Below are 24,313 nucleotides of genomic sequence, written 5' to 3' on the forward strand. Positions count from 1 at the left end.
CAGAATGCAAGAAGAAGCTTTCAGATGAAAAAACAGGTTCGATTTATCGACAACGGAAAATCGATGTAGAACCAGTGTTTGGGCATCTAAAGGCTCATTTGGCGTTCCATCGTTTCCATTTACGTGGGAAACAAGGAGCGAAGATTGATGTTGGTTTGGCTCTCATGGCACTAAATCTAAGAAAATTAGGGAAATATATGGAGAGAAAGAGAAGGGAAGAAGAAAAAACAAGTCCGATTTTGACATTCATCATCAAAATCGAGCTTGTTTTCTTTTTGAGAGTGGATTATGTCCCAGTCTCTTTTAGTATGTGGAAATCCGAATAAACGGTGAGACAATCTATACTGGCACTTAATTGCGACGAGCAACCGCAGGCTCACATTCTTCTTTAGAAAATGCAGCTTTTTGAGCACCGTCTTTTTGTCTTTCAGGAGCAGCAAGAGCGGATGCTTCATTTATGTCCCACTCCCTCTTCTGACCTTCAGTACCTAAGACTTCTTTATCTTTAGTCGACAATTTCCGCGCCTAATGTATTAGCAAAATGCCGCAATGCCCATTCGTGCCCAGCCTGATCAAAGCTTGCTACAGCAGATTTATGAATCACCAGTTGATAGCCTAGATTATAAGCATCTACAGCTGTATGCAAAACACAAATATCCGTACAGACTCCTGTCAAATGTATTTCCGTGATTTGGCGTTCCCGCAGCCGAATATCCAAATCTGTACCACTAAAAGCGGAATAGTGCCGTTTATCAATCCAATAAACGTTCTCCTGATTTTTTGTTTCTTCGTATAGTGGTTTTAAGCCGCCAAATAACTCCCGGCCCTTTGTCCCTGCAAGATTATGTGGGGGAAACAGCTTACTTTCCGGATGATAAGCGTCATCCTTGTCATGTCTGTCTATACCATATATGACGAAGTCGCCGTTCTCTGTAAAGGTTCTGGTAATCTCTACTAAAGCTTCCTCAATCGCCTGTCCTGGTTCTCCTGTTGTCAAAGCACCATCAGCAGCAACAAAATCATTAGTGTAATCGATAGAAATTAATGCTTTCATTCTCTTCACTCCTTTGTTTCATTAGTGTCCCAGCCATTACCTGTTTTTATACCAAATGTCTAACAAACTGGATAACCATCTCAGCAGATTTCTTTCCAGCTTCTATAATAAACTCATCGAAGGACTGTGTAGCTTCATGGTCAGCCGTATCGCTAATTGCACGAACGACTAAAAAGGGAATATTGAACTGAGCTGCCGCTTGAGCAATAGCTGCCCCTTCCATTTCACAAGCCAAGGCTTCTGGAAAATCCTTAAGTATCCCAGCGGTTTTTTCCCTTCCATTTACAAAGGAATCCCCAGTTACGATTAGTCCATGCTGTACAGGTAAGCCAATCTTTTCAACTGCTTTTTTCATTTCGGCTTTTAAATACGTGCTGCACTCATAATATAACGGCATTCCCGGCAGCTGTCCTTTTTCATAGCCAAAGCCTGTAACATCAACATCAAAATATGCCAGTTTATCTGCAATAACAATATCCCCTACAGCCAAGCCTGCGCCAATTCCCCCGGCAGAGCCTGTATTGATAACCATGTTAACACCATACTCCTGAATAAGCAGCACCGTAGTTACAGTAGACAAGACCTTGCCGATACCTGAACGCACAACGATTACCTCGTGATTGCCAAGTGAACCTGAAACAAAAACCGCACCCGCCCGTTCCCATGATTTCTTTTCTACTAATACTTTTTTCAGTTCTTCAATTTCCTGATCCATCGCACCAATAATACCGATTTTCATTTATTATTCCTCATTTCTACAAATTCAATACAATCAGCATAACAATCACTAAAAGTACAGCAACAATAATAATTGCCTTCGTCAGTGTTGTACTTCGCTGTCTAATTTTGTTTTGTTCTCCTGAACGCGTCTTAACGATCTCCTGACTTTTTTTCCGTTCTTTTCTATAAAAATCAGAAATTTCTTTTTCCTTTTCCTGATACTCTTGTTCAGCACGCTCCTGGCGCTGCTCCAGCTCAGCTTCAGCAGCTGCCTTGCGCTTACGCAGCTCTGTCCGAGTAATTAACGGACCTTTTCCCATCAGTGTGCCTCCTTAGCATTTTTCTTTAATTCCATTAATTCCCAATATTGAACAGCAAACAATGTCTTGGCATCACAAATCAAGCCATTGGCAACCTCTTGTTTTGCTTCTTCTAAAGTCAGCTCGTACAATTCAATCACTTCATCCTCATCCTGAGGCAGCGGATTTTCCACCTTTTCAAGATTTTCTGCATAGAAAATATGAAGAATCTCGTCAGCGAAGCCCGGAGATACATACATTCCTGTTATTGGAATCAGTTTTTCTGCTCGATAAGCCGTTTCTTCTTCAAGCTCCCGTTTGGCTGTTTCTATAGGATGATTTTGTTCACCCGGGTCAATCTTTCCGGCTGGAATTTCTAAAATAACTTTTTCCAGAGGCTTGCGGAATTGTTTAACCATAACCATTTTATTATCAGCTGTAATTGGAATGACTGCTACACCGCCCGGATGAAAAACCAGTTCTCTTTTTCCTGTTGATCCATCTGGTAAACGGACATCATCAACAACAACTTCTATAATATGACCTTTAAATATCTCCTGTCTCGTTATTGTTTTTTCTTCAAAATCCTCATAATTCAACATGTTTTCACCCTGCTTTCAGTAGTTCAGCATATTCTGCTGCTGTGGACGAGCTCTTCATTATTTTAGATGATACCGCCCAGATTTACAACTTTCTTAAAAAATACCATATTTTCCATAATAATAAACTTTTTTCGCTGTTTCTTATGTTTTTTGTAAATATCAAAATCAACCTTAGGACGGATATTTTTTCTAATAGGGATTGTGTTAAAATGACTTATGTAGCAAGAGAGAAATCTTTTGATTAGAAAATGGAGGGTATTCATATGATTGGAAGAAAAATTTTACAAATAATCGCTTATATAGTTTTAGCTGCTGTTCTTGTCAACTTCACCTATATCAATATCGAATTGATTGCGTTTCTTTTAGTAGCAGCTATCCTCATAACTCTTTTTGTCGGACGTAAAAAAGATAAAGCTGCGCCGGCACTGCCGAATCTGACAAAAGCAAAAGAAGAGCACTATGAACAGCTAGGAATGAGCGACAACGAAATCATGTTTTTCCGCGACACCATGAACACAACCAAACGTCAAGTTGAAAAGCTTCAGGAAAACATCAACCGTTCAACAAAACTAAAAGCAATCGATTTGCGGAATGATACCTTGCGGGTAGCAAAAGCTATGTTCAAGGAATTGGTAAAAAATCCAACTAAGCTTCATTCTGCCAATCATTTTCTCTATACTCATTTGCCGAATCTAGTAGACCTGACTGACAAGTATTTGGAAATTGACAGTCACGAAATCAAGAGTAAACAGGCGTATGAAAAACTAGAGGAGAGTGCTCAGATTATCGACCAAGTGTCCAAGCTGATTAAAAAGGATTATGAACAGTTTGTAGCTGAAGATTTGGAAGATTTAGATGTTGAGATTTCGATTGCTAAAAACAGTTTGAAAAGAGATAATAATGGTAGCGAATAAATAGCTACTTACACAGGAGGTTATATGGATGGATAATAAACAAAAAGAAACCGTATCCGTAGACAACGCATTAGATGATTTATTAAATAATCCGTTCTCTACACCAATCGATACATTAACAACTACGCAGCAAAATGAGATATCGGCACTGCGTGACCAGCAGGCGGCAGTCCGTTTGGTTGATAAGCTGCCGGAAGATCGGAAGCGTCAGGCTCAAGAACTGGCTTCAAAAATTGATATTCAGGATTCACAGGCTGTAATCACTTACGGCTCTAATGCTCAAAACAAGCTTAGCGAATTCTCTCAGTCTATGCTGAATCATGTACAGGCTCAAGACATCGGTCCGATTGGCGATTCTCTGACGGATTTAATGTACCGTCTGAATGAAGCAAACCCTGATGAGCTTCGTGCTGGAGAAGGAAATATTTTTCAAAAAATGTTTGGCAAGGTAAAACAGTCAATTTTTGAAATCACTGCAAAATATCAAAAAATTGGTGCACAGATTGATAAGATTGCTGTCAAGCTAGACCGTGAAAAGGAAGGTCTTTTGAAAGATAATCTAATGCTGGAACAGCTTTACAACAAGAACAAAGACTATTTTGATGCCTTAAATATCTACATTGCTGCCGGAGAATTGAAAATTGAGGAACTAAACTTAAAAACAATTCCGGAAGCGATGAAAAAAGCGGAAGAAACCGGCGATCAGATGGACGTGCAAATTGCTAATGACTATACACAGTTTCTTGACCGTCTGGACAAGAGAACCCATGATTTGCGCTTAGCTCGGCAGATCACAATTCAGCAGGCACCTCAAATCCGCTTGATTCAAAATACAAATCAAGCACTCGCTGAAAAAATTCAAGCATCCATTAATACTGCGATTCCATTATGGAAAAACCAAGTAGTTATTGCACTGACCTTGCTTCGTCAAAAGGATGCAGTAACTGCTCAGCGTCAGGTCTCTGAAACAACCAATGACCTATTGAAGAAAAACTCTGAGATGCTGAAGATTTCTGCTATTGAAACTGCCAAAGAAAACGAACGGGGGATTGTGGATATCGAAACACTACAGAAAACTCAAAATGATCTGGTTGAAACAATTCAGGAAACACTTCGTATTCAGCAGGAAGGAAAAGAAAAACGCCGTGCTGCTGAAATCGAATTAGGCAATATGGAAGAAGACTTGAAGAACAAGCTTTTAGAACTAACACAATAAGCAAAAAGACCTGTACCTCTTTTTTAAAAGGAACAGGTCTTTTTTTAGATTATATGATTAAGAAAATCAGCCATTTCCACTAATGATGACTTTGCTTCTGGAACAGTGGCAGCTTTTGACTGAAAAACATGCCAAAGTCCTTCCCACTTCTTATATTCTGTCTGAACGCCGGCTGCTTTCATTTTTTCAGCAAGACGTTCACCATCACTCCATAACAGCTCATCACTTCCCACGTGGATCAATATTGGCGGGAAACCTTCAAAGGTACCAAATAACGGCGACACATCTGATGCTTTACGCAGCTCTGAGCTGCAGTAATAATCCGCAGTCAACTCCAAATCCTCTTTAAAAAGCTGAGGATCTTTTTCTTTATTCTCATCGATAGATTTGCCAGATAAGCTATAGTCAATCATCGGTGAAAAATGAAAGGAGGCTTTTGGCAATTCTGCCTTTTGGGTTTTTAGGCGCAGCATCGTTGCTAATGACAAAGTACTCCCCGAAGAATCGCTGCCAAAAATGATGTTTTGCGGTAAATAGCCTTTTTCCAATAATCCCTGATAGAGCTTCCCTGACGCCTCCACTGCTGCCGGATAAGGATGCTCAGGCGCTAGCGGATAGTTAAAAAGCAATACCTTTCGATTGGTATGTACGGCAACATACGTCCCCAGCTTACGATGGGTAATAATAGAGCCCTGGTTTAGGCCTCCCCCGTGAAAATATACAATGACTTGATTTTCCTGTGTATCTTTTGGAATCAGCCACTCCGTCTCTAATCCGACAATTATTTCCGGAACTGCTCTCATACCTTCCGGCAGCTCCACATTCTTACAGGAATCCTCCCATTGTTTCCGCTGTTCCTCCAGAGGGGTGTACAAAATCTCGTCTAGATCTTTGCTTTCCATCATCTTTTTACTTGCTTCTATAGCAGCTGTACTAGGCATGAGTTTCCTCCTTTTTTGTTCTTATTTTACCACAAGAATAGCTTTCCACCATATTTGAATCCGCCTATCCATTTTTTGAAAGCATACGGCTAACTAACAGAAAACCTTCCCATTTATGGGGTCAGTACAAATCAGATTCTCCAAATAAAAAGAGCCAAGTAAAAATTGCTTTTCCAATTTTTACCCGGCTCATCTTTTTCTTAACATCTTCTTTATTTTATTCAACTACACTAATTCATGATAAGAGTCTCTAACCTTCTCAAACAGCTTAGTATAGGGCTTCAACCCCGTGTATTGTTCGATTGTAGCATCAAGTCCGCTTTCTTCGATAGCCTGCTGTAATGCGCAGGCTTCCTCATCTGAAGGATTCTCAAACTTCAAAGCAGCAGCAATTGCTATCGCTAATGCTTTTGGCGTTTCATTAAAGGCTTCTACAAATTGGCGGGCCGGCTGAATAAAGCGGTCATTTTCGCCAATTTTTCTGATTGGCGAACGTCCAACCCGTGTAACATAATCAGATACATATGGGTTTTTAAAACGGTCAATTATTTTATCAATATACTCTTGATGATCTTTGTGAGAAAACTGGAATTTCTTTTCCAGTAAGGCTCCGGTTTCCTCTAATGCACTTCGAACAATAAATAGTACTTTTTCATTATGGATGGCGTCCTCAATAGAATCAATGTTTTTAATATAGCCAAAATAAGCAGTTACTGCATGCCCCGTGTTCACGGTGAACAGCTTTCTTTCAATATAAGGCGTTAAATCTGGAACATATGTCATCCCAGCTATTTTAGGTGCAGATGCCGTGTTGGGAAGCTCCTCCACCACCCATTCATAAAAAGGTTCAACTGTCACAGTTAATAAATCATCATGCTGCTGATCTGGTACAATGCGGTCTACTGCTGAGTTAGGAAATGCCACAAATTCATCTGCGTACCGCTGCTCTTCTTTTGACAGCTTCTTATATACCTCAGCCTTTAGTAGAGCTGAACCGCCAATCATATTTTCACATGCAATCACAGTAAGCGGCTTTTCTGCCACACTCCTTAAGCGAATCCCCTTAGCAATCGTATCAGCCAATCGTGGTAAAATTGTCGGACCAACTGCCGTCGTTAAAATTTCTGCTGCAGCAATCTCACGAATCAGCTGTGTTTCATCAGAAATACTGCTTAGAGCCGAAACGTGTTCAATTAGAAAGCTCTCCTGCTGTTCGTTTGCCAGAATCACCCGATATTCTCTTTTATCATTAATTGCGTCTACAATCTGCTGGTTCACATCTGCAAAGATAACGTTATAGCCGGCATTCGACAGCAGCCAGCCGATGAAGCCGCGTCCAATATTTCCTGCACCAAAGTGGACAGCCTTTTTCATACTGCTACACCACCTTCAAAAAGCGAAATAATCGTTTCTTCACTTTGGGCATTAATTAGTTTTTCGACATTCTCCATTTCAGAGCAAACCATTGCAATTTCTGATAGCAGCTCCAAATGTTCATTCTCCGCTCCTGCTATACCTATGATTAGCTTAACTGGATGGCTATCAAATTCTACGCCTTCAGGCACCTGCATCACAACAATTCCTGATTGCAAAATATCATTTTTGCTATCCTCTGTTCCATGGGGGATAGCAACCATATTTCCAATAAATGTTGAGGTCATCTCGTCTCTCTCAATCATTTTTGGTATGTAGGCCTCTGTTACGTAACCTCTTTCTTCTAATAATTTGCCGGCTGCAGTGATTGCTTCTATTTTATTTTCAAATGTTTGATTTAACTGTACGTCTTGCTCTCTTAATTTCATCTATTTCTTACCTCCAAATGACTATTTATTCTTCTGTCCTTAGTGTTAAAAAGTCCATTAACTTCTGAACAAAATAGTTGGATATCTCTTTCTCTTCTTTCCCTTCCAAAACCTCAACAAGCTGAGGATCATCCACAAATAACGTGCTAATGTAGCTCATAACTTTTAGTCCTTGCTGAGAATACTTTTCCGGAGCTAAAAGCAGAATCAGCTTATTCACCTGCATGTCAGACTGATCCATTCCTTTTACTGTTAGCGACTCAGAAAGCTGAAAGACTTGAAAAAAGGGCTGTCGAATCATTTCATCACGTCCATGAAACATTGCAATCCTAGTGTTAGGAATCCCAAATCCGCTCCAATTTTCCTTCATCAGCAGTCCAATCAACAGTTCGACATTTATTGTTGGATCTTTTTCCAGAAGCTGTGTGCATACTGCCCGTAGTATATCTTCCGTGTTTCCCAATTGTCCCTCCAAAGAACCATAGTTGAAATTCTTTAACATTGAAAGGACAACCTCGTGGTAAAGCTGCCGTTCTTCAAGCAGGTCAACAGCTTCCGCTATAGTGATTTGAGAGGCTGTCATATCTTTAGCAGCTCGCTTCTCTGGTTCATGACGAATACTTTTCAGATATAAATCAATTTGTGTGATTTCCTGTTCTGACAAAATCGGTGAAACAAGGAAATAATCAAAATCTACCTTTCCCAAGTCAATTGTGGAGATAATGATATCTACCTCTTTTTCACGCCGTTTTCTTGTCAGTTCAAATAGTGAAACCGTCTGAAGCTCTTTCAATTGAGGAATCTTTTGCTTTAAGCGTGTTACCAGCATTCTTGAAGTCCCAATCCCGCTGGCGCAAACAACTAGTCCTGAAAACAGGTTCTCACTTTCCATCTGCAGCAGAACTGCGCCAAAATGTAAAACTAGATAGCCGATTTCTTCATCTGGAGCTATTTCTCCCTGATACAGCTGATCAAACACTCGGCGAATAATTTGAAAAAGCTCAGGGTAGTCCTGCTTGATTGAATGTATTAAGGGATTATATATTCGCATATGCTGCTGTAATCTTCTTATAGTTGGTTTTAAATGAGAAATCAGTCCTTTAAACAGCTGCTCCTGGGGCAGCTGTTTATCCAGCTCTGCCTCAACTCCGGCAATCAGCTCTTTGGCAAATAACATTACTTGAATATCTTCATTTTCAATAAGCTTTTGATCTGCTTTGCTGCTCTTCAGTCCCCGCAAATACATTGCCGCATAAACGGCTTCCCCTTCTGGTACAACTTCTTTGTCGATTTCTAAAATCTCTCCCAGCAGCCGGGCTGCTGTCTCATATTCCGCTGTGCCGGTTAGCTCCGCAGCTTGGCTATCCTTGACAAAGCTGCCATTAATAATACGTTCTGCTGCAATCGCCAGATGAACGATTAAATTCATATAAGCTTCATCACTGATTTCCGGCAGTTCGTTTTCCCGCCAGCTGCGGATTCGTGCTTCTACTTTCTTTAAAACCTGTTCATCCAACAGATTGAGCAGACGTTCTTCGATCCAAACCGATGTTGTCTCACTTTTTTCCTTTTCCTGAAAATATTTAAGCAGCTGGTAATTAGGAAACTGATCACCAACGATTCCACTCATTAGATGGCGCCGCTCAATTTCTCCAGCCTTCAAGGATACTCCAGAGCCTCGTTTTCGTTCGATAACCACTCCAGCTGGAAGCTGCTCTTCAATTTTAGTCAAATCGCCGCTTACTGTCGAAACTGTTACGTTTAAATCATTCGCTAAACCTACCAGCTTAACAACATCTTCTTCCTGCACAAGTGCTTTTAAAATTCTTAGCTGACGCTCCTCCGGACTGTATTCGTTATAGGAAAGATCCATCAGATACCAACGAAAATTTTGAATTGCCTTTTCTGTGCCATCTATTCTCATCAGGCCATTTTCTTTATTTAACTGTAAGTCATAGGAGTGCAGTGTATCCTCCACCTCTTTCATATCACGGCGAACAGTGCGCTCGCTGACGTTCAGTTCTCGAGCCAGCTGCTTAAGAGACACTGGGAGCGCATGATTAAGAAATTGCTCCAAAATAAGTCGAGCTCTTGCTGAAAGATACATAGCTGCTTCCTCCTTTTTTTCTTGAGACTAACTGAATCAGGCTGCTACCCTTGTCCGATAAGCTTTTCTACCAGCTGGTCGTATTGATCACCATTTAAGAAATTTTCAACTGAAACATGATAAGCGTTAGGCAATTTCTCCATTGCTCTCGATGTCAAATCCTTATGTGTAACAACAATATCGGCATCCGTCGGCAGCTGAGCAATCGCAGAATTCACTACCTCAATGGAAAGCCCGGCTTTCTTCACCTTATTTCTTAATACTGAAGCCCCCATTGCGCTCGATCCCATGCCTGCGTCGCAAGCAAAAATAATTTTTTGTACATTAGTCAAAGCAGCCCCGTGGTCCGCAGCTTCTTCTTTCGCAGTAATGTTCTGAGTAACTATTTGTTTTCCTTTCAGAGCACTTACTTTTTCCGTTGCTGTTTCTAAGTCTTCAGCAGACTCTTTTGACGTTTTTAAAATTAAACTGGAAATTCCGAATGATACAGCAGTTGCTGCTGCAATCGCTAGAATTACTCCTAAGTAGCCATCACGAGGCGTCATTGCCAAAATAGCAAAGATACTTCCCGGTGAAGCAGGAGCTACTAGTCCTGAATTGAAAATTGATAAGGTTAAAACACCTGTCATACCGCCGGCAATTGCTGATAAAATTAGTGCAGGCTTCATTAAGATATAAGGGAAATAAATCTCATGAATCCCTCCAAGGAAATGAATGATAATCGCACCTGGTGCTGTCTGTCTTGCAGAGCCTTTACCAAACAATGTATAAGCCAATAAAATTCCTAGCCCTGGTCCAGGATTTGCTTCCAGCAGGAACAACAGTGATTTACCTGTCTCCGCAGCCTGTTCAATAGCGATTGGGCTGATTACTCCGTGATTGATGGCATTATTTAAAAACAAAACCTTAGCCGGTTCAATAAATACGCTTGCTACAGGCAGTAGTGAATGCTCAATCAAAAAGCTAACGCCGGAAGCCAAAGCAGTGTTCAAGCCTTCTACAGCAGGTCCAACAACTAAAAATGCTAGAATAGCTAAAACAGAAGATAAAATACCTGCAGAAAAGTTGTTGACCAGCATTTCGAATCCCGGTTTGATTTTTCCATCAACCAGCTCATCAAACTTTTTAATACAAAAGGCACCCGCCGGACCAACAATCATTGCTCCTAAGAACATTGGAATGTTCGCCCCTGTAATTACACCCATCGTTACCATTGCGCCGACGACACCACCGCGAATATCATAAACCAGCCGTCCGCCGGTAAATCCAATCAGAATTGGTAATAAATAATTGATTGTTGGTCCAGTAATCTCGTTCAGCTGTTCATTTGGCATCCAGCCGGTCGGAATAAATAAAGCTGTTAAAATTCCCCACGCAATAAATGCTCCAATATTCGGCATAATCATTCCACTTAAGAAGCTGCCGAACTGCTGGATCTTCACTTTCATATTCCCCTGTGTTTGTTCCATGACTTTTTCCTCCTCATATTTTGAAAAGTCCTTAGTTTTTAAAAGCATTTCTTTTTGGCTGCGCAGCCGAATTTTTTCGTGACCAGCTCTTGCTGTCAACTTCATTGTAAACGCTGTCTATCCTATTCACAAGGAAATGAAAAGACAGTTTTGTCACCCGATAATGGACAAAACCTGTAATGGACCTGTGACTACTACCAAACTATTCTTTATGTAGTTTTAACAGTCCATCTTCTATAATAAATATGAGGATAATCCTAGAAAAGTTATGCAGTTTAGAAAAGCTGAACGAGTTCATTCAGCTCTCAAGTAATAAGTCCATGAGGTTTTGACAAACACTCATACTTGGAGCAGCTCGAGAAATATAGTGCTTGCTATAGGCTTGCATTCCTCATGATATAATCACAATAAAAAGAGAATTTCAGTATTTTTTCTGATAGGTTATTGACCCTGACGCAGCGTGAGGGCTTATGCTGGATTCGTGAGGAGGAATATAAATGAAAACTGTCAAAGAAGTAGCAGAATTAACCGGGGTAAGTATTCGTACACTGCGCTATTATGATGAAATTGACCTGCTGAAGCCTGTGAAGCTTTCGAAAGCCGGCTATCGCTTATATGATGATTGTTCTGTCCAACAGCTGCAGCGTATTATGTTTTTTAAGGAACTTGATATTCCATTAACAGAGATTAAAAGAATCCTCAGCAATCCGGATTTTAACAGTGACGCTGCCTTAGCTGCACAAAAAATTCTATTGGAGGCTAAAAGAAACCGGCTAAATGGTCTTATTGAACTAATTTCCGATGTAATGGCAGGGGTGAGGACGATGGATTTCGAAGCATTTAACGAGGAGGATTTTACTAAACTTATTACTCATTCACTAAAAGTTACTGATGAAAAATTAATTATCAGTAAATTCGGCAGTCTTACAGAATACCGCAGCTTTTTATTAGCGGAGTTTAAAAAGGATGGTCAATTAAGCTCCCGCTTTGTTCAGCTTTACGGCAGCAAATCAAAAGCTCTAGAGACTAGCCTACAAAGATCAGAGAGTACCCAGTCGCTGCAAAAGCAAAAAGAAGCCATCAACCAAATTTATGCTCAATTCTCTTTAGCGATGGATACAAATAATTCAGCTTTGGCCGAAAAGGCTGTCATAAAGCTGGCCGAAAACTATAAAAATTTTTTCAAACTGATAAATGCTAGACGCTTACTTTTAGAGCTGGCGAAGGGGTACCTAGATCCTTCTCAGCAAAATCAGGCAACTGAAGCGCAATATGGTACTGGAATTACTGTGTTTATCGCCAAAGCTATTTTGACGTATTATGGTGAGTCCAGCGCATAATGCCTTTTATCTTATCATGAGGCGGCCGACTTGATTTAATGTTGAAGAGAGCTTGCTGGAGAAGCTGGACATTACCTGGACAGCTCTCTCACTATTTCCTGATATCACCTAGCTTACAACTATAAAAATTTTATACTCCCCTTGCTAACAAAAAATTAATTGGTTTATACTTTAATTTTAGTTTCTTTTTTGTTTGATATAATGAAATAGCAGATTATGCTGACTACTCAAATTTACAAATAAGCACTATCTGATTAACTATGGAGGAGAAATGACTATGTTACAGGGTAAAAAAATTTGCTTAATCCCTGCTGCACTGACGGATAGGGCGAAAGTATATGACTGGTGCTTTCATTCAGAAACAACGAAATTCCATAGCGGACCACCTGATTATCCAGAAAAAGAAATTCCGACTTATGAAGAATTTTGCACTGCTTATTATGAAGACTATTTTTTTACTGGAACCAGACCTAGTGATGGTCAGGGCTTTCTTATTCTAAATGCTGATGAAGCCATTGGCTATATTAGCTACTCTACTTTTCATTTAAAACCAGCACTTGCAGAACTCGATATTTGGATGAATTGTGAGGTAAATTGCGGCAAAGGATTTGGTGTTGATGCCTTAAATGTACTTAGTGACTATCTGAATCAGACAATCGGCAGTAAACAAATAATCATCGCCCCTTCAATTAAAAATACTTGGGCACTTAAAGCATATGGAAAGGCTGGTTTTAAAAAAACTGAGAAAAAAATGTCTGCTTTTTTACGGGAAGAGTACGCCGCTCTTTATGAAAATGGGGATTACGGTGTGGAGGAAACAGCTATTTTAACTAAGTCTTTCCTATAGAAAAAAGGAGCCTGAGATATAACTATATTCCCAGACTTTTAGTATGCTGAAAGTTGAATAAACGATGTTTCAAAGCTTGTTTATGCTTCAAATATTTGAGATAAGTGACAAACAGCGACGGAAGTAATCTGCCTCTCAACTTATTTACATTCAATGACTCAAAAAGCTGGCTACTCCAGTGAATGATAAAAAAGACGTAAATCTTCCTTCGTTTCTTTAGAGAGCTCTTTACTTCTCTTTTTTTGAATCGCCCCTTCTAACCCATAAAGAAAAGATAGACAGGCGCCTTTATCTACTTGTTCCCGTACTAAGAGAAATGCCGCCATACTCCCCTTCTCTTCCAGTTCCTCCAATGTATCAATGCCAACCTGACTGAGCTTTTCTACAGTTACTGGTCCAATTCCCTGTGCTTCCTCCAGCTTCATCACAGTTCCTCCTTACTCTGCCAATGCGGCAGCTGTCCTAATTGATAGACAGCGGCTTTCTCTGCAGCCTTTCGATCTAAACCTTGTGTAGCAACAATAAAATCAGTCATCCCAGCTACCATTTCAGAAAAATTTTTCATCGTTCCATCTTCTTTTTCACAATAGACACAATACTCTTTTGTCATATCGGAAGCGGCAAAGTCTGCTTTATTTCGCATCGGCATGCCACAGGCAATACAATGTTTCATTTTTTTATTCCTCCTTTGTAAACTAATGTCAGAAATTGTTCAATCCAATAGGCCTTATTTCTTTTTATGATATTTTTTCCACCAAATAAATCACGGTTTTCCAGATAATAGTGAATAAACCCTAACCAGTTTGTAAAAAGCACCGCCAACGGCAGGCTAAGTGTATCATTGACTGCTCGTTCAAAATGATGAGCAAAGGCAGCTTGAATACTTACATACAAATAGCTAACCTCTTGATTCAGCAGCAGCCGTTGAGTAATGAAATAAACATATAAATCTTCATATTGTTCTAAAACAGATAGATGAAGAAACAGATAGTCCTCCAATGAGGCTATCATACCGGTCTGCATTTGATAATCAAAATCCTTTAGTAGTTGAGAAATCACTTCTTCCATCAATCTGTCCTGATTGACAAAATGCAGAAAAACCGTTCCTTTGCCAACTTCTGCCTGGCGGCTAATCTCTTCAATTGATACCTCAACAAAGCCCTTTTTACCATATAAAACAGTAGCTGCAGCTAATATTTTCTTTCGAGTCATTGCTTTTTTTTCTGCTCTTTTCATATTTCCTCCAATTAGAAAGTCAGTGGGACATAACTAAATGATTGAACTCTGCCTTATCTAGAATCCGAATAAACGGTGTTCCCAAAATAGCTGGCTCGTGAAGCTAGATACTAGTCAAATGTTTCCTTGGGTAATCTTTGATATGACCGATTTTACAACTATAAAAATTCTACACTCTTTTATCCCTTATCACGAACTGACTACATAGTCAGTTTATAACTTTCTAGATTTTCTGTCAATTATATTTTTAGCCTGCTTAAAGATTACTATTTTACCTATTGCGGTGGATTCTAAAAAAAGTCTGGGACATAAACAAAATCCCAGACTTTTGACATCCCTAAAACCGAATAAACGGTATTCCAAAAGCAGCTTTCTCGGAAATAAGCCGAATAATCTCAAAAATATGAGAAACTATTTTCGGATTATTCTTCTTATTTCTCGAAGCTGAACACTTTTGTCATAACCTCAGCTATTCAAAAATTATTTTTATCAGATAAAACTACTACTTACTTAATCTGATAAAAACGCAAGATTTAGTTGATTTGAATACCTATTTGGAAATCCAATTGAGGATACTCCTCTATACTTATCGATCTAAATCAATCTTTTAAAATCAGCTGTTCATTTTCTTTAATTTTTTTAAAACCTCTTGAAATTCTTCTTCAAGCCTTCGTTTTTCCAGCTCGTCTGCCGAACTCAGTCTACTAATTATCACCGTTTTACGGTTCTCCAGCAGCAGCTTTTGCTGTTTCTCCTGCTCTTCTAATTCGCTCAAACGGTTTTGATCCTGCTCAGACTGAATATCTTTCCCTGAAATCAGCCAGGTTTCAGTAGCTACATTACGGATAAAGGTATCGTCATGAGAAACAAAGAGAATTGTCCCTTGATATACATTTAATGCTTCTTCTAAAACCTCAATCGAAGAAATATCCAAATGGTTGGTTGGCTCATCCAGCAACAGCAGATTATAATCGCTTAACAAAAGCTTGCTGATTGCTACTTTGCTTCGCTCACCGCCGCTTAATACACCAATTTTTTTAAACACAGCATTTCCAAGGAATTGCATATGAGCCAGTAAATCCCGAACCGACTGATCACTATGCATAGAAGACTCACTTACGGATTCAAAGATTGTCTTTTCTTCGTTCAAGGTTTCAAAGGTTTGACTAAAATAACCGATACGAACACCTTTCGCAAAAGTAATCCCTTGTCCTCTATTGAGAATTTCTTTAAGCAGAGTCGTTTTTCCTGAACCATTCACTCCTATTAAAGCTGTTTTAGAACCTGTTTCCAAACGAAAAGCAGCTGTTTTTAGAAGTTCTTTATTTCCTGCTGTCAAATTGTAGCCCTCAGCGGTCAAGGGATATGCTGTATGCAGCTTCTGAGCAGGAGAAAACGGAATAATCAGCTGTTTTTTCTCAATTGGCTTATCTACTTTTTCCAGCTTGGCTAAACGAGTTTCCATAATTTTTGCCCGATCATCTAAGTTTTTTTTCGCTCTCTGATCTCCCATTTTATGAAGTCTTGCCTCAGAATTTCCCATACGCTTTGGTGCTTTTCTAGTCTGGCGGCTCTTTTCCTGCACCACACCGACTGACTGAGTTAACCGCCGCCTTTCCTGTTGATAGCTATCATATGCTCTCTGTTGCTCTGTCTCTTCAATTTTTTTCTGAGCGAAATACGTATCGTAGTTTCCTTCATACAGCTTCACTCTACCATTTTCTATTGCTAAAATTTTATTAACAACCTTATTCAAAAAAGAACGATTGTGAGAGATAACCAGCAGTGTTCCTGCATATCGCTTTAGTTTCTTTTCTAAAAAGGCAATTCCTTTTTTATCTAAATGGTTCGTCGGCTCATCAGCAAGCAAAATATTGGTAGGTGATTTCAGCGCCTCTTGTATTCGCCGTTTTGTCTGTTCACCGCCGCTATCTGTTGTTTCAGTATCAATCAACTGTTCAATAGACGCTGTCTGGTCACTACAGAACACTTGCCCTTGGTTTGGTTCAATTTCGCCTTTTATAAGAGAAAAGAGTGTTGTTTTTCCTGAACCGTTGTCTCCTACAATTCCCACTCTACTTCCATCAGGAATTACCAAATGGTCGATTGTAAACAAATCCTTATCTCCAAAGTACATTTTTATATTTTTTAATTCTATTGACATAACAAAAAAACCTCCTTCAATCCTGAAGAAGATGCCTTATTGACCTAAATATAACGAACACTCAAAAACCAACCAAAATAAACCCTAGGTCCGGCTTTGAATAACGAAAGATATTTTGTCATGACTATTTAGGCACACTCATCCACTACAGAATTTAATAATTGTATTAAATTATTGAATAGTAGATGTAATACGCATAGTCTGAATACCTTTCCCTTTCTTAACATTAACCATAGTCTAACAAATTTCTTTTATTTTTTCAATACTTTCTGCCTATAGTTGTTTTTATTCTTCTTCGTGATACAATAAAGTAAAAATTACTATTACCATTAATATAGAAAGGATGAGTGCTTTTGTCTCACTTTGCTTCTAAAAAAGAAGAACGCCAATATTATGAGCAGATAGCCAGTGAAGTAGAGTTCTTAAAGTGGTATCACCAGCAGGATCATCCTGAGTATGAAAAGCCTTCATTGACAGTTGATATTGTTTTGATGTGCTATAACAAAGAAGAGGATCAGTTAAAGCTGCTTCTAATTAAGCGAAAAGGTCACCCCTATAGAAACTCATGGGCACTGCCAGGCGGATTTGTTATGCCGAATGAATCCACAGGCGAAAGTGTTCTGAGAGAAACAAAGGAAGAAACCGGCGTCGTAATCTCTAAACAGAATATTGAACAGCTCCATACTTTTAGTACACCTAATCGTGATCCCCGCGGCTGGGTTGTAACGGTCAGCTATCTGGCGTTTATCGGTGAAGAACCATTGATTGCCGGAGACGATGCGAAAGAAGTCAGCTGGTTCACTATGCAGCGGGTGGGAAGCAAGCTGCTTTTGGCAAACGGAGAAGCCGAAATAACCCTTGACCTAAACGATTCAAGTGCCAGTGATCATCATCTGTTAGCCTTTGACCATAGTGAGATTCTTTTAAAGGCCTTTAATCGAGTAGCTAACAAGATGGAGCATGAACCGCAGGTGCTGCAGGTTTTAGGAAAGGACTTTACAATAACAGAAGCACGTAAAGTATTTGCCAAATTTTTAGGGGTGGACTACAAGTCCATCGATCATTCCAACTTTAAAAAGGCCATGCTTCAATATTTTGAAGAGATTGGTGAACGTCCTGTTGGGATTGGCCGTCCTTCAAAGATTTATAAATTAAAGCTGGATGACTAGATGTCGGTAAAATTTGACTTTAAAGCGAGGATGGGCAGAAGTGTTTATTTCCGAAGAGGTTGCTTCTGCACCCACCATTTATCCAGATTCCAAGTGATGGGGTATAACTCATTGAGTTATATCCCCATCACTTTTTTCTATTACTTAGTTTGCTCCTTTTACCACCCGCTTAGTACAAGCTTGCCAACCATTTTACCCCTTCCTACCAGCTGATGTGCCTTCTCCAAATTTTCTGCATTTATCGGCTGAATAGACTCCGTTACAGTGCTTTCCAATTCATGCGAGTCATACAGCTCAGCCAGCTGCTTCAATATTTCACCTTGACGACTCATATCTGCGGTTTGGTAGAGGGACCGGGTAAACATGAACTCCCAGCTGAATGTCACGCTTTTATTTTTCAGCAAATCTAAATCAACCGGGCTTCCGCCATCAACGATAGAGCATATTTTCCCTTGGGGCTGAATTATCTTTGCAATCTCCTGCCAATACATACTAGTATTATACAAACATAAAATATATGGTACTTCTCTAATGCCTATTTTTTCCAACTCATCTGAAAGAGCATTCCGATGATTAATGACAAAATCGGCACCCATATTTTGAACCCAAGTCATTGTTTCTTCTCTGGAAGCTGTAGTAATTACCTGTAATCCAGCTTTTTTTGCCAGCTGAATAGCTATTGAACCTACGCCTCCGGCTCCGTTAATAATCAGAATTTGTTTACCTTTGTCTGCTTCACTAATTCCTAAACGATCATAAAGAGATTCCCACGCAGTCAAACCAGTTAAAGGAATTGCGCCACTCTCCTCAAAGCTAAGGTTTTTGGGCTTTTTAGCTATCAGTCTTTCATCCACTAACTGATACTGACTATTGCTGCCGGCTCTACTAAAGTCTCCAGCATAAAAAACCTCATCTCCGATTTTAAAAGAAGTGACTTCTGCTCCAGTCTCCTTCACAATTCCCGCACCATCCCAGCCCAAAATCCGATAGTCATTATCTATCTTTTGTTTTGCCGTCTTTGTGTCAATAGGATTCACTGATACAGCCTTCACTTCAATTAATACATCCTTAGGGTTTTGCAGCTCTGGAACAGCCAGTAATCCATCTTCAAAATGATTTTCCTGATTGGTTTCTCTTAATACAACAGCTTTCATCGTCTTCATAACTTTTCCTCCTCACAATAATTCAAGCTCTTACTGATAAGAGTACGCTGAAATGAAAAAAAACGCACTTATTTTGTGCTGGTTTTAGAACAGCTACAGAATAAGTGCGTTTTATTTTATTTGTCCTGCTTGGCTTGACTGCCAGCTACTAGACTTTTAGCAATCAGCTGGGCGTATTCCACCTGACCATCTATATTAGGATGGACTAAATCTTCGTAGAACCATTCGTCATGATCTTTACTAAGACTATACCAATCAATAATTGTCAGATTTTTGTATTTGTTTGTCATGGATTCAAGCATGGCATTGACTTCATTTTGCCAACGCCTCGTTGGTACCCGAACGTTCAGCCAAAAGACTTGTCGCTCTTCTCCAATAATTTTCATTAGATTATCAAATTGATCTTCGGTAAAAGAGCCATTTGTTCCCAAACCGATTAAGACAGTCTCCTTCAGCTGATTGTCCGTCTTCAATTTTTCCAGTGGTTCCTCGCTGCTATACAGCTGCCGTCCAACTTCGCCATCTACAATCATCTTAGGAAAAATCGCCTGCAGGTCAGCCGCGCCGTCCAAAATAACAGAATCACCAAATGCTGTTACCTCTAGAGCCTGGGCCTGGTTCCATTCGTCCTCGGTTAGTCCATAATGCGTCGGATCTACAGGTTCTGCTTCGCTGCTGGAAGAGCTTGCTGTCTTATCTTTTTCTGCTTGCTTTCGTTCTTCCGCCTTCTTCTTATTATTGGCAATGGTTTCTTGAAGCTGCTTTTGTTCCGCCGTCACATAATTAACCGGTGCTTCAACCCAGCCATATACTGCAAAACCAAATAAAACTGTGCCAATTAGAAAAGTAGCTTTAGGAATAGTAATCCATGGTCTTTTCACCAAATCCTTCAGAGCGTACCAGATATATTTGTAATAGAACTTGCCAAGGGGCTTTTCAATAAATCGATAAGAGAGTTCACTAATACCTAAAATCAACGCTAGTTCAATCAGCGAGTGAATAATCAGATGTTCGCTAATATTTTTTATTTTTGCTTCGTAGAAAATCATCACTGGAAACTGATACAGATAAATGCCATAACTCCGTTTGCCAATCCAGGTGAAGACTGGATTTGTCAGCCACTTATTGACATCTGCGCCTGGATGAGCAGTGATTGCAACAAGTAATGTGGCAAATACAGTAACCAGCAGCATGCCTCCTCTGTAGACAAAGGTATAATGGTCTGCTAAGAAGATAAACGAAAGAATAACTGCCGCCAGTGAAACACCTCCAACGATATTCAAAAGATAACGAGCTTTTTCAGGTATTTCTTTTTTTAATCGAAAGGTCGGCCAGACGAATGCTAGCCCGCTGCCCAGCAGTATTGAAAACAATCGCGTATCCGTTCCATAATAGACTCTTGTAGGATCTGCGCCTGGTGTGTATAAGATAGCCATTAACAGCGCCGAACCAAGTGCTGCACCGAAAATTGCTGTGGTAATTTTTACTCTGTTCTTTAAATATTTCTTTAAAAGAATAAATATGAGTGGCCAGATTAGGTAGTTTTGAGCCTCTACAGCCAGAGACCAGATATGGGTAAACGGTGATTGTGTTGCGAAACGATCAAAGTAGGAAAAACCGTGAAATATTTGCCACCAGTTGTTATAATATAACATGCTGCTGGCTACAACGCCCCGAAGATTATTGAGCAGATCCCTCTGAAACAGAGCGATGTAAGCGGATGTGGAGATAAGCATAAAAATTAGTCCTGGATAGAGTCGCTTCATCCTTCGTATGTAAAATCCTTTAACATCTATCTCATTATTTTGAAGCCATTCCTGGCGAAGTAAATCGGTGATTAAATAGCCCGAAAGAGTAAAAAATATCGGGACCCCCAGATAGCCTCCACTCATGATAGGAGGAAATAAGTGATAGAGGATAACCCCGACAACTGCAAGTGTTCGAATGCCATCGAAACCAGTGATATAACGGCTGTTTTTCAGCCTTTGTTTCTGTTCCATCTATATACCAACTTTACTATAATCTATTTTTATAAAGGTTATTTTTAATTTTTAGATGCTTTTTAAAGCAATAAATTAAATATACGTCCTTTCTATAGAAATGGCAAGAATAGTTTTACGATTTTCTTAAAAATTTTACAAATTCTTATAGTAGCTGAAAATAAATTTTCAACTAAAAAAATTTTTACCGAATTTGATATTTTTCTTTTTCCTAGGAACTGTTAAATTTCATGAAATTTAATTTTATGTTTATATTTTTAAATAACAAAAAAACTCGAAAAATATTATATATATTTCACGAGTCTTTTTTATGATTCTGCATTTTCTTTTGGAACATTTAAACCAATAACGTATACAGTGAAGGATTTTGACTTAAATCAATGTAAGTTGGATCGAATTCATTCAGCTTTTCAGTAAGTTTAGCCAAATCTTCTGGATTTTTTAGCAAAATCCCTAAGATAACCGGTCCAGTTCCCCGGTTCACTTTCTTGGTATACTCAAACCGTGTAATATCATCAGCAGGTCCCAAAACATCATTTACAAACTCTCTCAACGCTCCCGGACGCTGAGGGAAGTTAATTACAAAATAATGTTTCAGTCCTTCGAATATCAGCGAACGCTCTTCAATTTCAGCCATTCGATTAATATCATTATTTCCGCCGCTAATGATACAAACGACATTTTTCCCTTTAATTGTGTCTTTCATCTGTTCAAGTGCCGCAACGCTCAGTGCACCCGCTGGTTCTGCTACAATCGCCTGTTTGGAGTATAGCTCTAAAATTGTTGAACATACCTGACCTTCGTCAACCGCCAACAACTCATCGACTGATTCCACTGCGTGAGCGTATGTTTTCCCGCCAACTTTTTTTACTGCTGCACCATCGACAAATTTCTCAACCTGAGATAATTCAATTGGCTCTCCTAAATCAAAGGCCGCTTTCATCGACTGAGCACCTTTAGGCTCTACTCCGATTACAGCAGTTACAGGACTGACGCTTTTAGTATAGACGCCTGTTCCGCTAATTAAACCGCCGCCGCCAATCGCAGCAATCAAGTAATCCACTTGAATGTCTTCTTCCCGTGCCTTGTTAAAGATTTCTACAGCCACCGTTCCCTGCCCTGCCATGATATCCAAATCATCAAAAGGATCAATGAACGTTTGACCGTTCTTTAAAGCAAATGCTTTTGCTGCTGCCGCCGAGGCATCAAAGGTATCTCCTACCAATTGGATTGTTACTTCATTTCCACCAAAAAACTGAACCTGAGTAATTTTTTGCTGAGGTGTAGTTGTCGGCATGAAAATCGTTGCAGAAACCTTCATTTCCTGACAGGTGTAAGCCACTCCTTGAGCATGATTTCCCGCACTGGCGCATACAACACCATTCGCTAACGTTTCAGGTGCAATTTGCGAAATCGCATAATACGCGCCTCGAAGTTTGAATGAGCGTACCTTTTGCAAATCTTCTCTCTTTAAATATACACTGCACTGATATTTCTGTGACAGGTATACATCATACTGCAGCGGCGTCTTCATCACTACTTTGCTAAGTAGTCCATATGCGTCTTCTATTTTTTCTTTTGTGAGCTTTGCCATCATTTCACCTCATTAACGAACAATTAGTCATTTCTTGAAACAAAGGGCATCATTTTTCTAAGCTCTGCACCAACTTTTTCAATCGGATGTCCGGCGTTTTCTTCTCTCATTTTATAAAATTCCTTGAAGCCGTTCTTATTGTCATCCACAAAGCCTTTAGCAAAATTCCCGTTTTGGATATCAGTCAGAACATCTTTCATATTTGCTTTTGCCTGCTCTGTTACTACTCTAGGTCCAGATACATAATCGCCATATTCCGCCGTATTAGAGATAGAATGACGCATCTTCTCGAAGCCTCCTTCGTAGATTAGGTCGACAATCAGCTTCAGTTCATGACATACCTCGAAGTAAGCCAGCTCAGGCTGGTATCCAGCTTCTGTCAGTGTTTCAAAGCCCGCTTCAATCAAGCTAGTCAAGCCTCCGCATAAAACAGCCTGCTCTCCGAAAAGATCTGTTTCAGTTTCTTCTTTAAAGGTTGTTTCCAGAACACCTACACGAGTAGCTCCAATTCCTTTGGCATAAGAAAGAGCGACATCTGATGCAGTTCCTGTTGCGTCCTGATAAACAGCAAATAAAGCAGGTACAGCAAATCCTTCCGTAAATGTCCGGCGAACCAGATGTCCGGGTCCTTTAGGAGCAACCAGAAAGACATCAACATCTTTGGGAGGCTTGATTACATCAAAATGGATATTAAAACCATGAGCGAAAGCCAGTGCATCTCCTGCTGCCAGATTTGGTGCAATTTCATTTTCATACAACGCACCTTGAATTTCATCGGGAGCTAAAATCATGACAACCTGTGCCTTTTTAGCAGCTTCTCCAACCGGCAGTACTTCGAAGCCGTCATTTCTAGCTGCTTCAGCTGATTTTCCTTCTCTAATTCCGATAACTACCTGATTACCATTATCCCTCAGGTTCTGAGCATGAGCATGTCCTTGAGAGCCATAGCCCACAATTGCTACTGTTTTTCCTTCCAACACATTTTTTTCAACTGAATCATTGTAATATACTTTTGCCATAATCATAAACCCTCCATATTTTTATTAGAAAAGCAATCCAAATTTAGCTGCCTTTTTGTGAAAGATTGTTTTACAACCTTCTTATCTATTCAGCAAGCGGAATTTGTAATGCCAGACGTTATTAGTAAAGTGAAAATATATTTTTTTGCGGCTAGCTGTCGGTCTCTCCTTCAGCTATTATTCCCTCTGGTAAATCCTGTCACACCTGTTCTTGCCAGCTGCTTTATCCCATAAGGAGCAACAACATCAACAAAGGCGCTAATCTTCTCACTGGTACCAGTTACCTGAATGACTACTGTTTTTGTGCCCACATCGATGACATTGGCTCTAAATGGATCAATGACTGAGAAAAGCTCTGAACGAACAGCAGCCGGCGCATTTAGCTTAATCAAAGCCAGCTCTCTTTCCAGATGTGGTTCATCAGTGATGTCGGAAACCTTAATCACATCAATCTGCTTGTTCAACTGTTTGGTTATCTGCTCACTTTCATTGAGATCTTCCACTTGCACAATAATCGTTATTCTAGAGATATTGCTTTGCTCTGTAGGTCCTACTGAAATACTGTCGATATTTACCTGACGCCTGGTCAGAACACCACTGAAACGATTCAGGACACCTGAATTATTATGAACTGCAGCTGTTATAATTCGTCTCATC

Annotated in this window: 25 protein-coding genes; 6 read left to right on the plus strand and 19 right to left on the minus strand. The window is 39.7% G+C overall.

Features of this window, described 5'->3' with window-relative positions:
* A partial coding sequence (locus tag ACPWSO_RS15995; RefSeq protein ID WP_426084589.1) for a transposase occupies positions 1 to 326 on the plus strand: 326 nt, incomplete at its 5' end.
* Between the two features lie 25 nt (positions 327 to 351).
* Here ACPWSO_RS15995 and ACPWSO_RS16000 read toward each other — a convergent pair.
* The 5 genes from ACPWSO_RS16000 to ACPWSO_RS16020 are packed head-to-tail and all read right to left on the minus strand — an operon-like array spanning position 352 to position 2,675.
* Entirely contained in the window at positions 352 to 516 is a 165-nt protein-coding gene (locus ACPWSO_RS16000) for a hypothetical protein (RefSeq protein ID WP_426084590.1), read from the minus strand.
* Positions 506 to 1,054, minus strand: coding sequence for a cysteine hydrolase family protein (locus tag ACPWSO_RS16005; protein WP_426084591.1), 549 nt, complete (start codon positions 1,052 to 1,054; stop codon positions 506 to 508). The genes ACPWSO_RS16000 and ACPWSO_RS16005 overlap by 11 nt, the downstream gene beginning before the upstream one ends.
* A gap of 46 nt (positions 1,055 to 1,100) precedes the next feature.
* The gene (locus tag ACPWSO_RS16010; RefSeq protein WP_426084592.1) at positions 1,101 to 1,793 is read right to left on the minus strand and encodes a 5'-methylthioadenosine/adenosylhomocysteine nucleosidase; all 693 of its coding nucleotides are present in this window, start codon (positions 1,791 to 1,793) and stop codon (positions 1,101 to 1,103) included.
* Between the two features lie 16 nt (positions 1,794 to 1,809).
* A complete protein-coding gene (macP, locus tag ACPWSO_RS16015; protein WP_426084593.1) occupies positions 1,810 to 2,094 on the minus strand; it encodes a cell wall synthase accessory phosphoprotein MacP in 285 nt (94 codons plus the stop codon).
* Positions 2,094 to 2,675: an NUDIX hydrolase gene (locus tag ACPWSO_RS16020; protein ID WP_426084594.1), complete on the minus strand. Its 582-nt coding sequence runs from the start codon at positions 2,673 to 2,675 to the stop codon at positions 2,094 to 2,096. Before ACPWSO_RS16020 ends, macP begins: the two co-directional genes overlap by 1 nt.
* Before the next feature lie 263 nt (positions 2,676 to 2,938).
* Here ACPWSO_RS16020 and ACPWSO_RS16025 point away from each other — a divergent pair, with 263 nt between their 5' ends.
* On the plus strand, positions 2,939 to 3,589 hold the full coding sequence (locus ACPWSO_RS16025; RefSeq protein WP_426084595.1) for a 5-bromo-4-chloroindolyl phosphate hydrolysis family protein: 651 nt from the start codon (positions 2,939 to 2,941) through the stop codon (positions 3,587 to 3,589).
* Between the two features lie 28 nt (positions 3,590 to 3,617).
* Positions 3,618 to 4,805, plus strand: a complete 1,188-nt coding sequence (locus tag ACPWSO_RS16030) for a toxic anion resistance protein (RefSeq protein ID WP_426084596.1) — start codon at positions 3,618 to 3,620, stop codon at positions 4,803 to 4,805.
* Between the two features lie 44 nt (positions 4,806 to 4,849).
* On the opposite strand, the gene ACPWSO_RS16035 is transcribed toward ACPWSO_RS16030, so the two are convergent.
* The 5 genes from ACPWSO_RS16035 to ACPWSO_RS16055 form a co-directional block, all read right to left on the minus strand.
* Positions 4,850 to 5,746: an alpha/beta hydrolase gene (locus ACPWSO_RS16035; RefSeq protein WP_426084597.1), complete on the minus strand. Its 897-nt coding sequence runs from the start codon at positions 5,744 to 5,746 to the stop codon at positions 4,850 to 4,852.
* 225 nt (positions 5,747 to 5,971) lie between these two features.
* Positions 5,972 to 7,120, minus strand: coding sequence for a mannitol-1-phosphate 5-dehydrogenase (locus tag ACPWSO_RS16040; RefSeq protein WP_426084598.1), 1,149 nt, complete (start codon positions 7,118 to 7,120; stop codon positions 5,972 to 5,974).
* Positions 7,117 to 7,548 carry a PTS sugar transporter subunit IIA gene (locus ACPWSO_RS16045; protein ID WP_426084599.1) on the minus strand — a complete coding sequence of 144 codons (432 nt, stop codon included), beginning with the start codon at positions 7,546 to 7,548 and terminating at the stop codon, positions 7,117 to 7,119. The genes ACPWSO_RS16040 and ACPWSO_RS16045 overlap by 4 nt, the downstream gene beginning before the upstream one ends.
* Positions 7,549 to 7,573: 25 nt before the next feature.
* Positions 7,574 to 9,655 carry a BglG family transcription antiterminator gene (locus ACPWSO_RS16050; RefSeq protein WP_426084600.1) on the minus strand — a complete coding sequence of 694 codons (2,082 nt, stop codon included), beginning with the start codon at positions 9,653 to 9,655 and terminating at the stop codon, positions 7,574 to 7,576.
* Between the two features lie 44 nt (positions 9,656 to 9,699).
* Positions 9,700 to 11,124: a PTS mannitol transporter subunit IICB gene (locus ACPWSO_RS16055; RefSeq protein WP_426084601.1), complete on the minus strand. Its 1,425-nt coding sequence runs from the start codon at positions 11,122 to 11,124 to the stop codon at positions 9,700 to 9,702.
* Positions 11,125 to 11,621: 497 nt separating this feature from the next.
* Here ACPWSO_RS16055 and ACPWSO_RS16060 point away from each other — a divergent pair, with 497 nt between their 5' ends.
* Together ACPWSO_RS16060 and ACPWSO_RS16065 are read left to right on the plus strand one after the other, a co-directional pair.
* On the plus strand, positions 11,622 to 12,464 hold the full coding sequence (locus tag ACPWSO_RS16060) for a MerR family transcriptional regulator (RefSeq protein WP_426084602.1): 843 nt from the start codon (positions 11,622 to 11,624) through the stop codon (positions 12,462 to 12,464).
* A gap of 271 nt (positions 12,465 to 12,735) precedes the next feature.
* On the plus strand, positions 12,736 to 13,311 hold the full coding sequence (locus ACPWSO_RS16065) for a GNAT family N-acetyltransferase (RefSeq protein WP_426084603.1): 576 nt from the start codon (positions 12,736 to 12,738) through the stop codon (positions 13,309 to 13,311).
* Between the two features lie 170 nt (positions 13,312 to 13,481).
* Here the strand turns inward: ACPWSO_RS16065 and ACPWSO_RS16070 are convergent, their stop codons facing one another.
* The 4 genes from ACPWSO_RS16070 to abc-f all read right to left on the minus strand — a co-directional run bounded on the left by ACPWSO_RS16070 (position 13,482) and on the right by abc-f (position 16,711).
* Entirely contained in the window at positions 13,482 to 13,736 is a 255-nt protein-coding gene (locus tag ACPWSO_RS16070) for a TfoX/Sxy family DNA transformation protein (RefSeq protein WP_426084604.1), read from the minus strand.
* On the minus strand, positions 13,736 to 13,984 hold the full coding sequence (locus ACPWSO_RS16075) for a zinc ribbon domain-containing protein (RefSeq protein ID WP_426084605.1): 249 nt from the start codon (positions 13,982 to 13,984) through the stop codon (positions 13,736 to 13,738). The genes ACPWSO_RS16070 and ACPWSO_RS16075 overlap by 1 nt, the downstream gene beginning before the upstream one ends.
* Positions 13,981 to 14,547 carry a TetR/AcrR family transcriptional regulator gene (locus ACPWSO_RS16080; RefSeq protein WP_426084606.1) on the minus strand — a complete coding sequence of 189 codons (567 nt, stop codon included), beginning with the start codon at positions 14,545 to 14,547 and terminating at the stop codon, positions 13,981 to 13,983. Before ACPWSO_RS16080 ends, ACPWSO_RS16075 begins: the two co-directional genes overlap by 4 nt.
* Positions 14,548 to 15,160: 613 nt before the next feature.
* The gene (abc-f, locus tag ACPWSO_RS16085) at positions 15,161 to 16,711 is read right to left on the minus strand and encodes a ribosomal protection-like ABC-F family protein (protein WP_426084607.1); all 1,551 of its coding nucleotides are present in this window, start codon (positions 16,709 to 16,711) and stop codon (positions 15,161 to 15,163) included.
* Between the two features lie 353 nt (positions 16,712 to 17,064).
* On the opposite strand from abc-f, the gene ACPWSO_RS16090 reads away from it, so the two are divergent.
* Positions 17,065 to 17,880 carry an NUDIX hydrolase gene (locus ACPWSO_RS16090; protein ID WP_426084608.1) on the plus strand — a complete coding sequence of 272 codons (816 nt, stop codon included), beginning with the start codon at positions 17,065 to 17,067 and terminating at the stop codon, positions 17,878 to 17,880.
* Positions 17,881 to 18,038: 158 nt separating this feature from the next.
* On the opposite strand, the gene ACPWSO_RS16095 is transcribed toward ACPWSO_RS16090, so the two are convergent.
* The 5 genes from ACPWSO_RS16095 to ilvN form a co-directional block, all read right to left on the minus strand.
* Positions 18,039 to 19,043 (minus strand): zinc-binding alcohol dehydrogenase family protein, encoded by a 1,005-nt coding sequence (locus ACPWSO_RS16095; RefSeq protein ID WP_426084609.1) that lies wholly within the window; start codon positions 19,041 to 19,043, stop codon positions 18,039 to 18,041.
* Positions 19,044 to 19,159: 116 nt separating this feature from the next.
* On the minus strand, positions 19,160 to 21,043 hold the full coding sequence (locus ACPWSO_RS16100; RefSeq protein ID WP_426084610.1) for an acyltransferase family protein: 1,884 nt from the start codon (positions 21,041 to 21,043) through the stop codon (positions 19,160 to 19,162).
* Positions 21,044 to 21,380: 337 nt separating this feature from the next.
* Positions 21,381 to 22,637, minus strand: coding sequence for a threonine ammonia-lyase IlvA (gene ilvA, locus ACPWSO_RS16105; protein ID WP_426084611.1), 1,257 nt, complete (start codon positions 22,635 to 22,637; stop codon positions 21,381 to 21,383).
* A 23-nt stretch (positions 22,638 to 22,660) separates the two neighbouring features.
* A complete protein-coding gene (ilvC, locus tag ACPWSO_RS16110; protein ID WP_426084612.1) occupies positions 22,661 to 23,656 on the minus strand; it encodes a ketol-acid reductoisomerase in 996 nt (331 codons plus the stop codon).
* Positions 23,657 to 23,826: 170 nt separating this feature from the next.
* On the minus strand, positions 23,827 to 24,312 hold the full coding sequence (gene ilvN, locus ACPWSO_RS16115) for an acetolactate synthase small subunit (RefSeq protein ID WP_426084613.1): 486 nt from the start codon (positions 24,310 to 24,312) through the stop codon (positions 23,827 to 23,829).
* Between the last annotated feature and the right edge of the window lies 1 nt (position 24,313).

This window comes from Enterococcus sp. LJL51 (assembly GCF_049894025.1).
Classification (GTDB): domain Bacteria; phylum Bacillota; class Bacilli; order Lactobacillales; family Enterococcaceae; genus Enterococcus_L.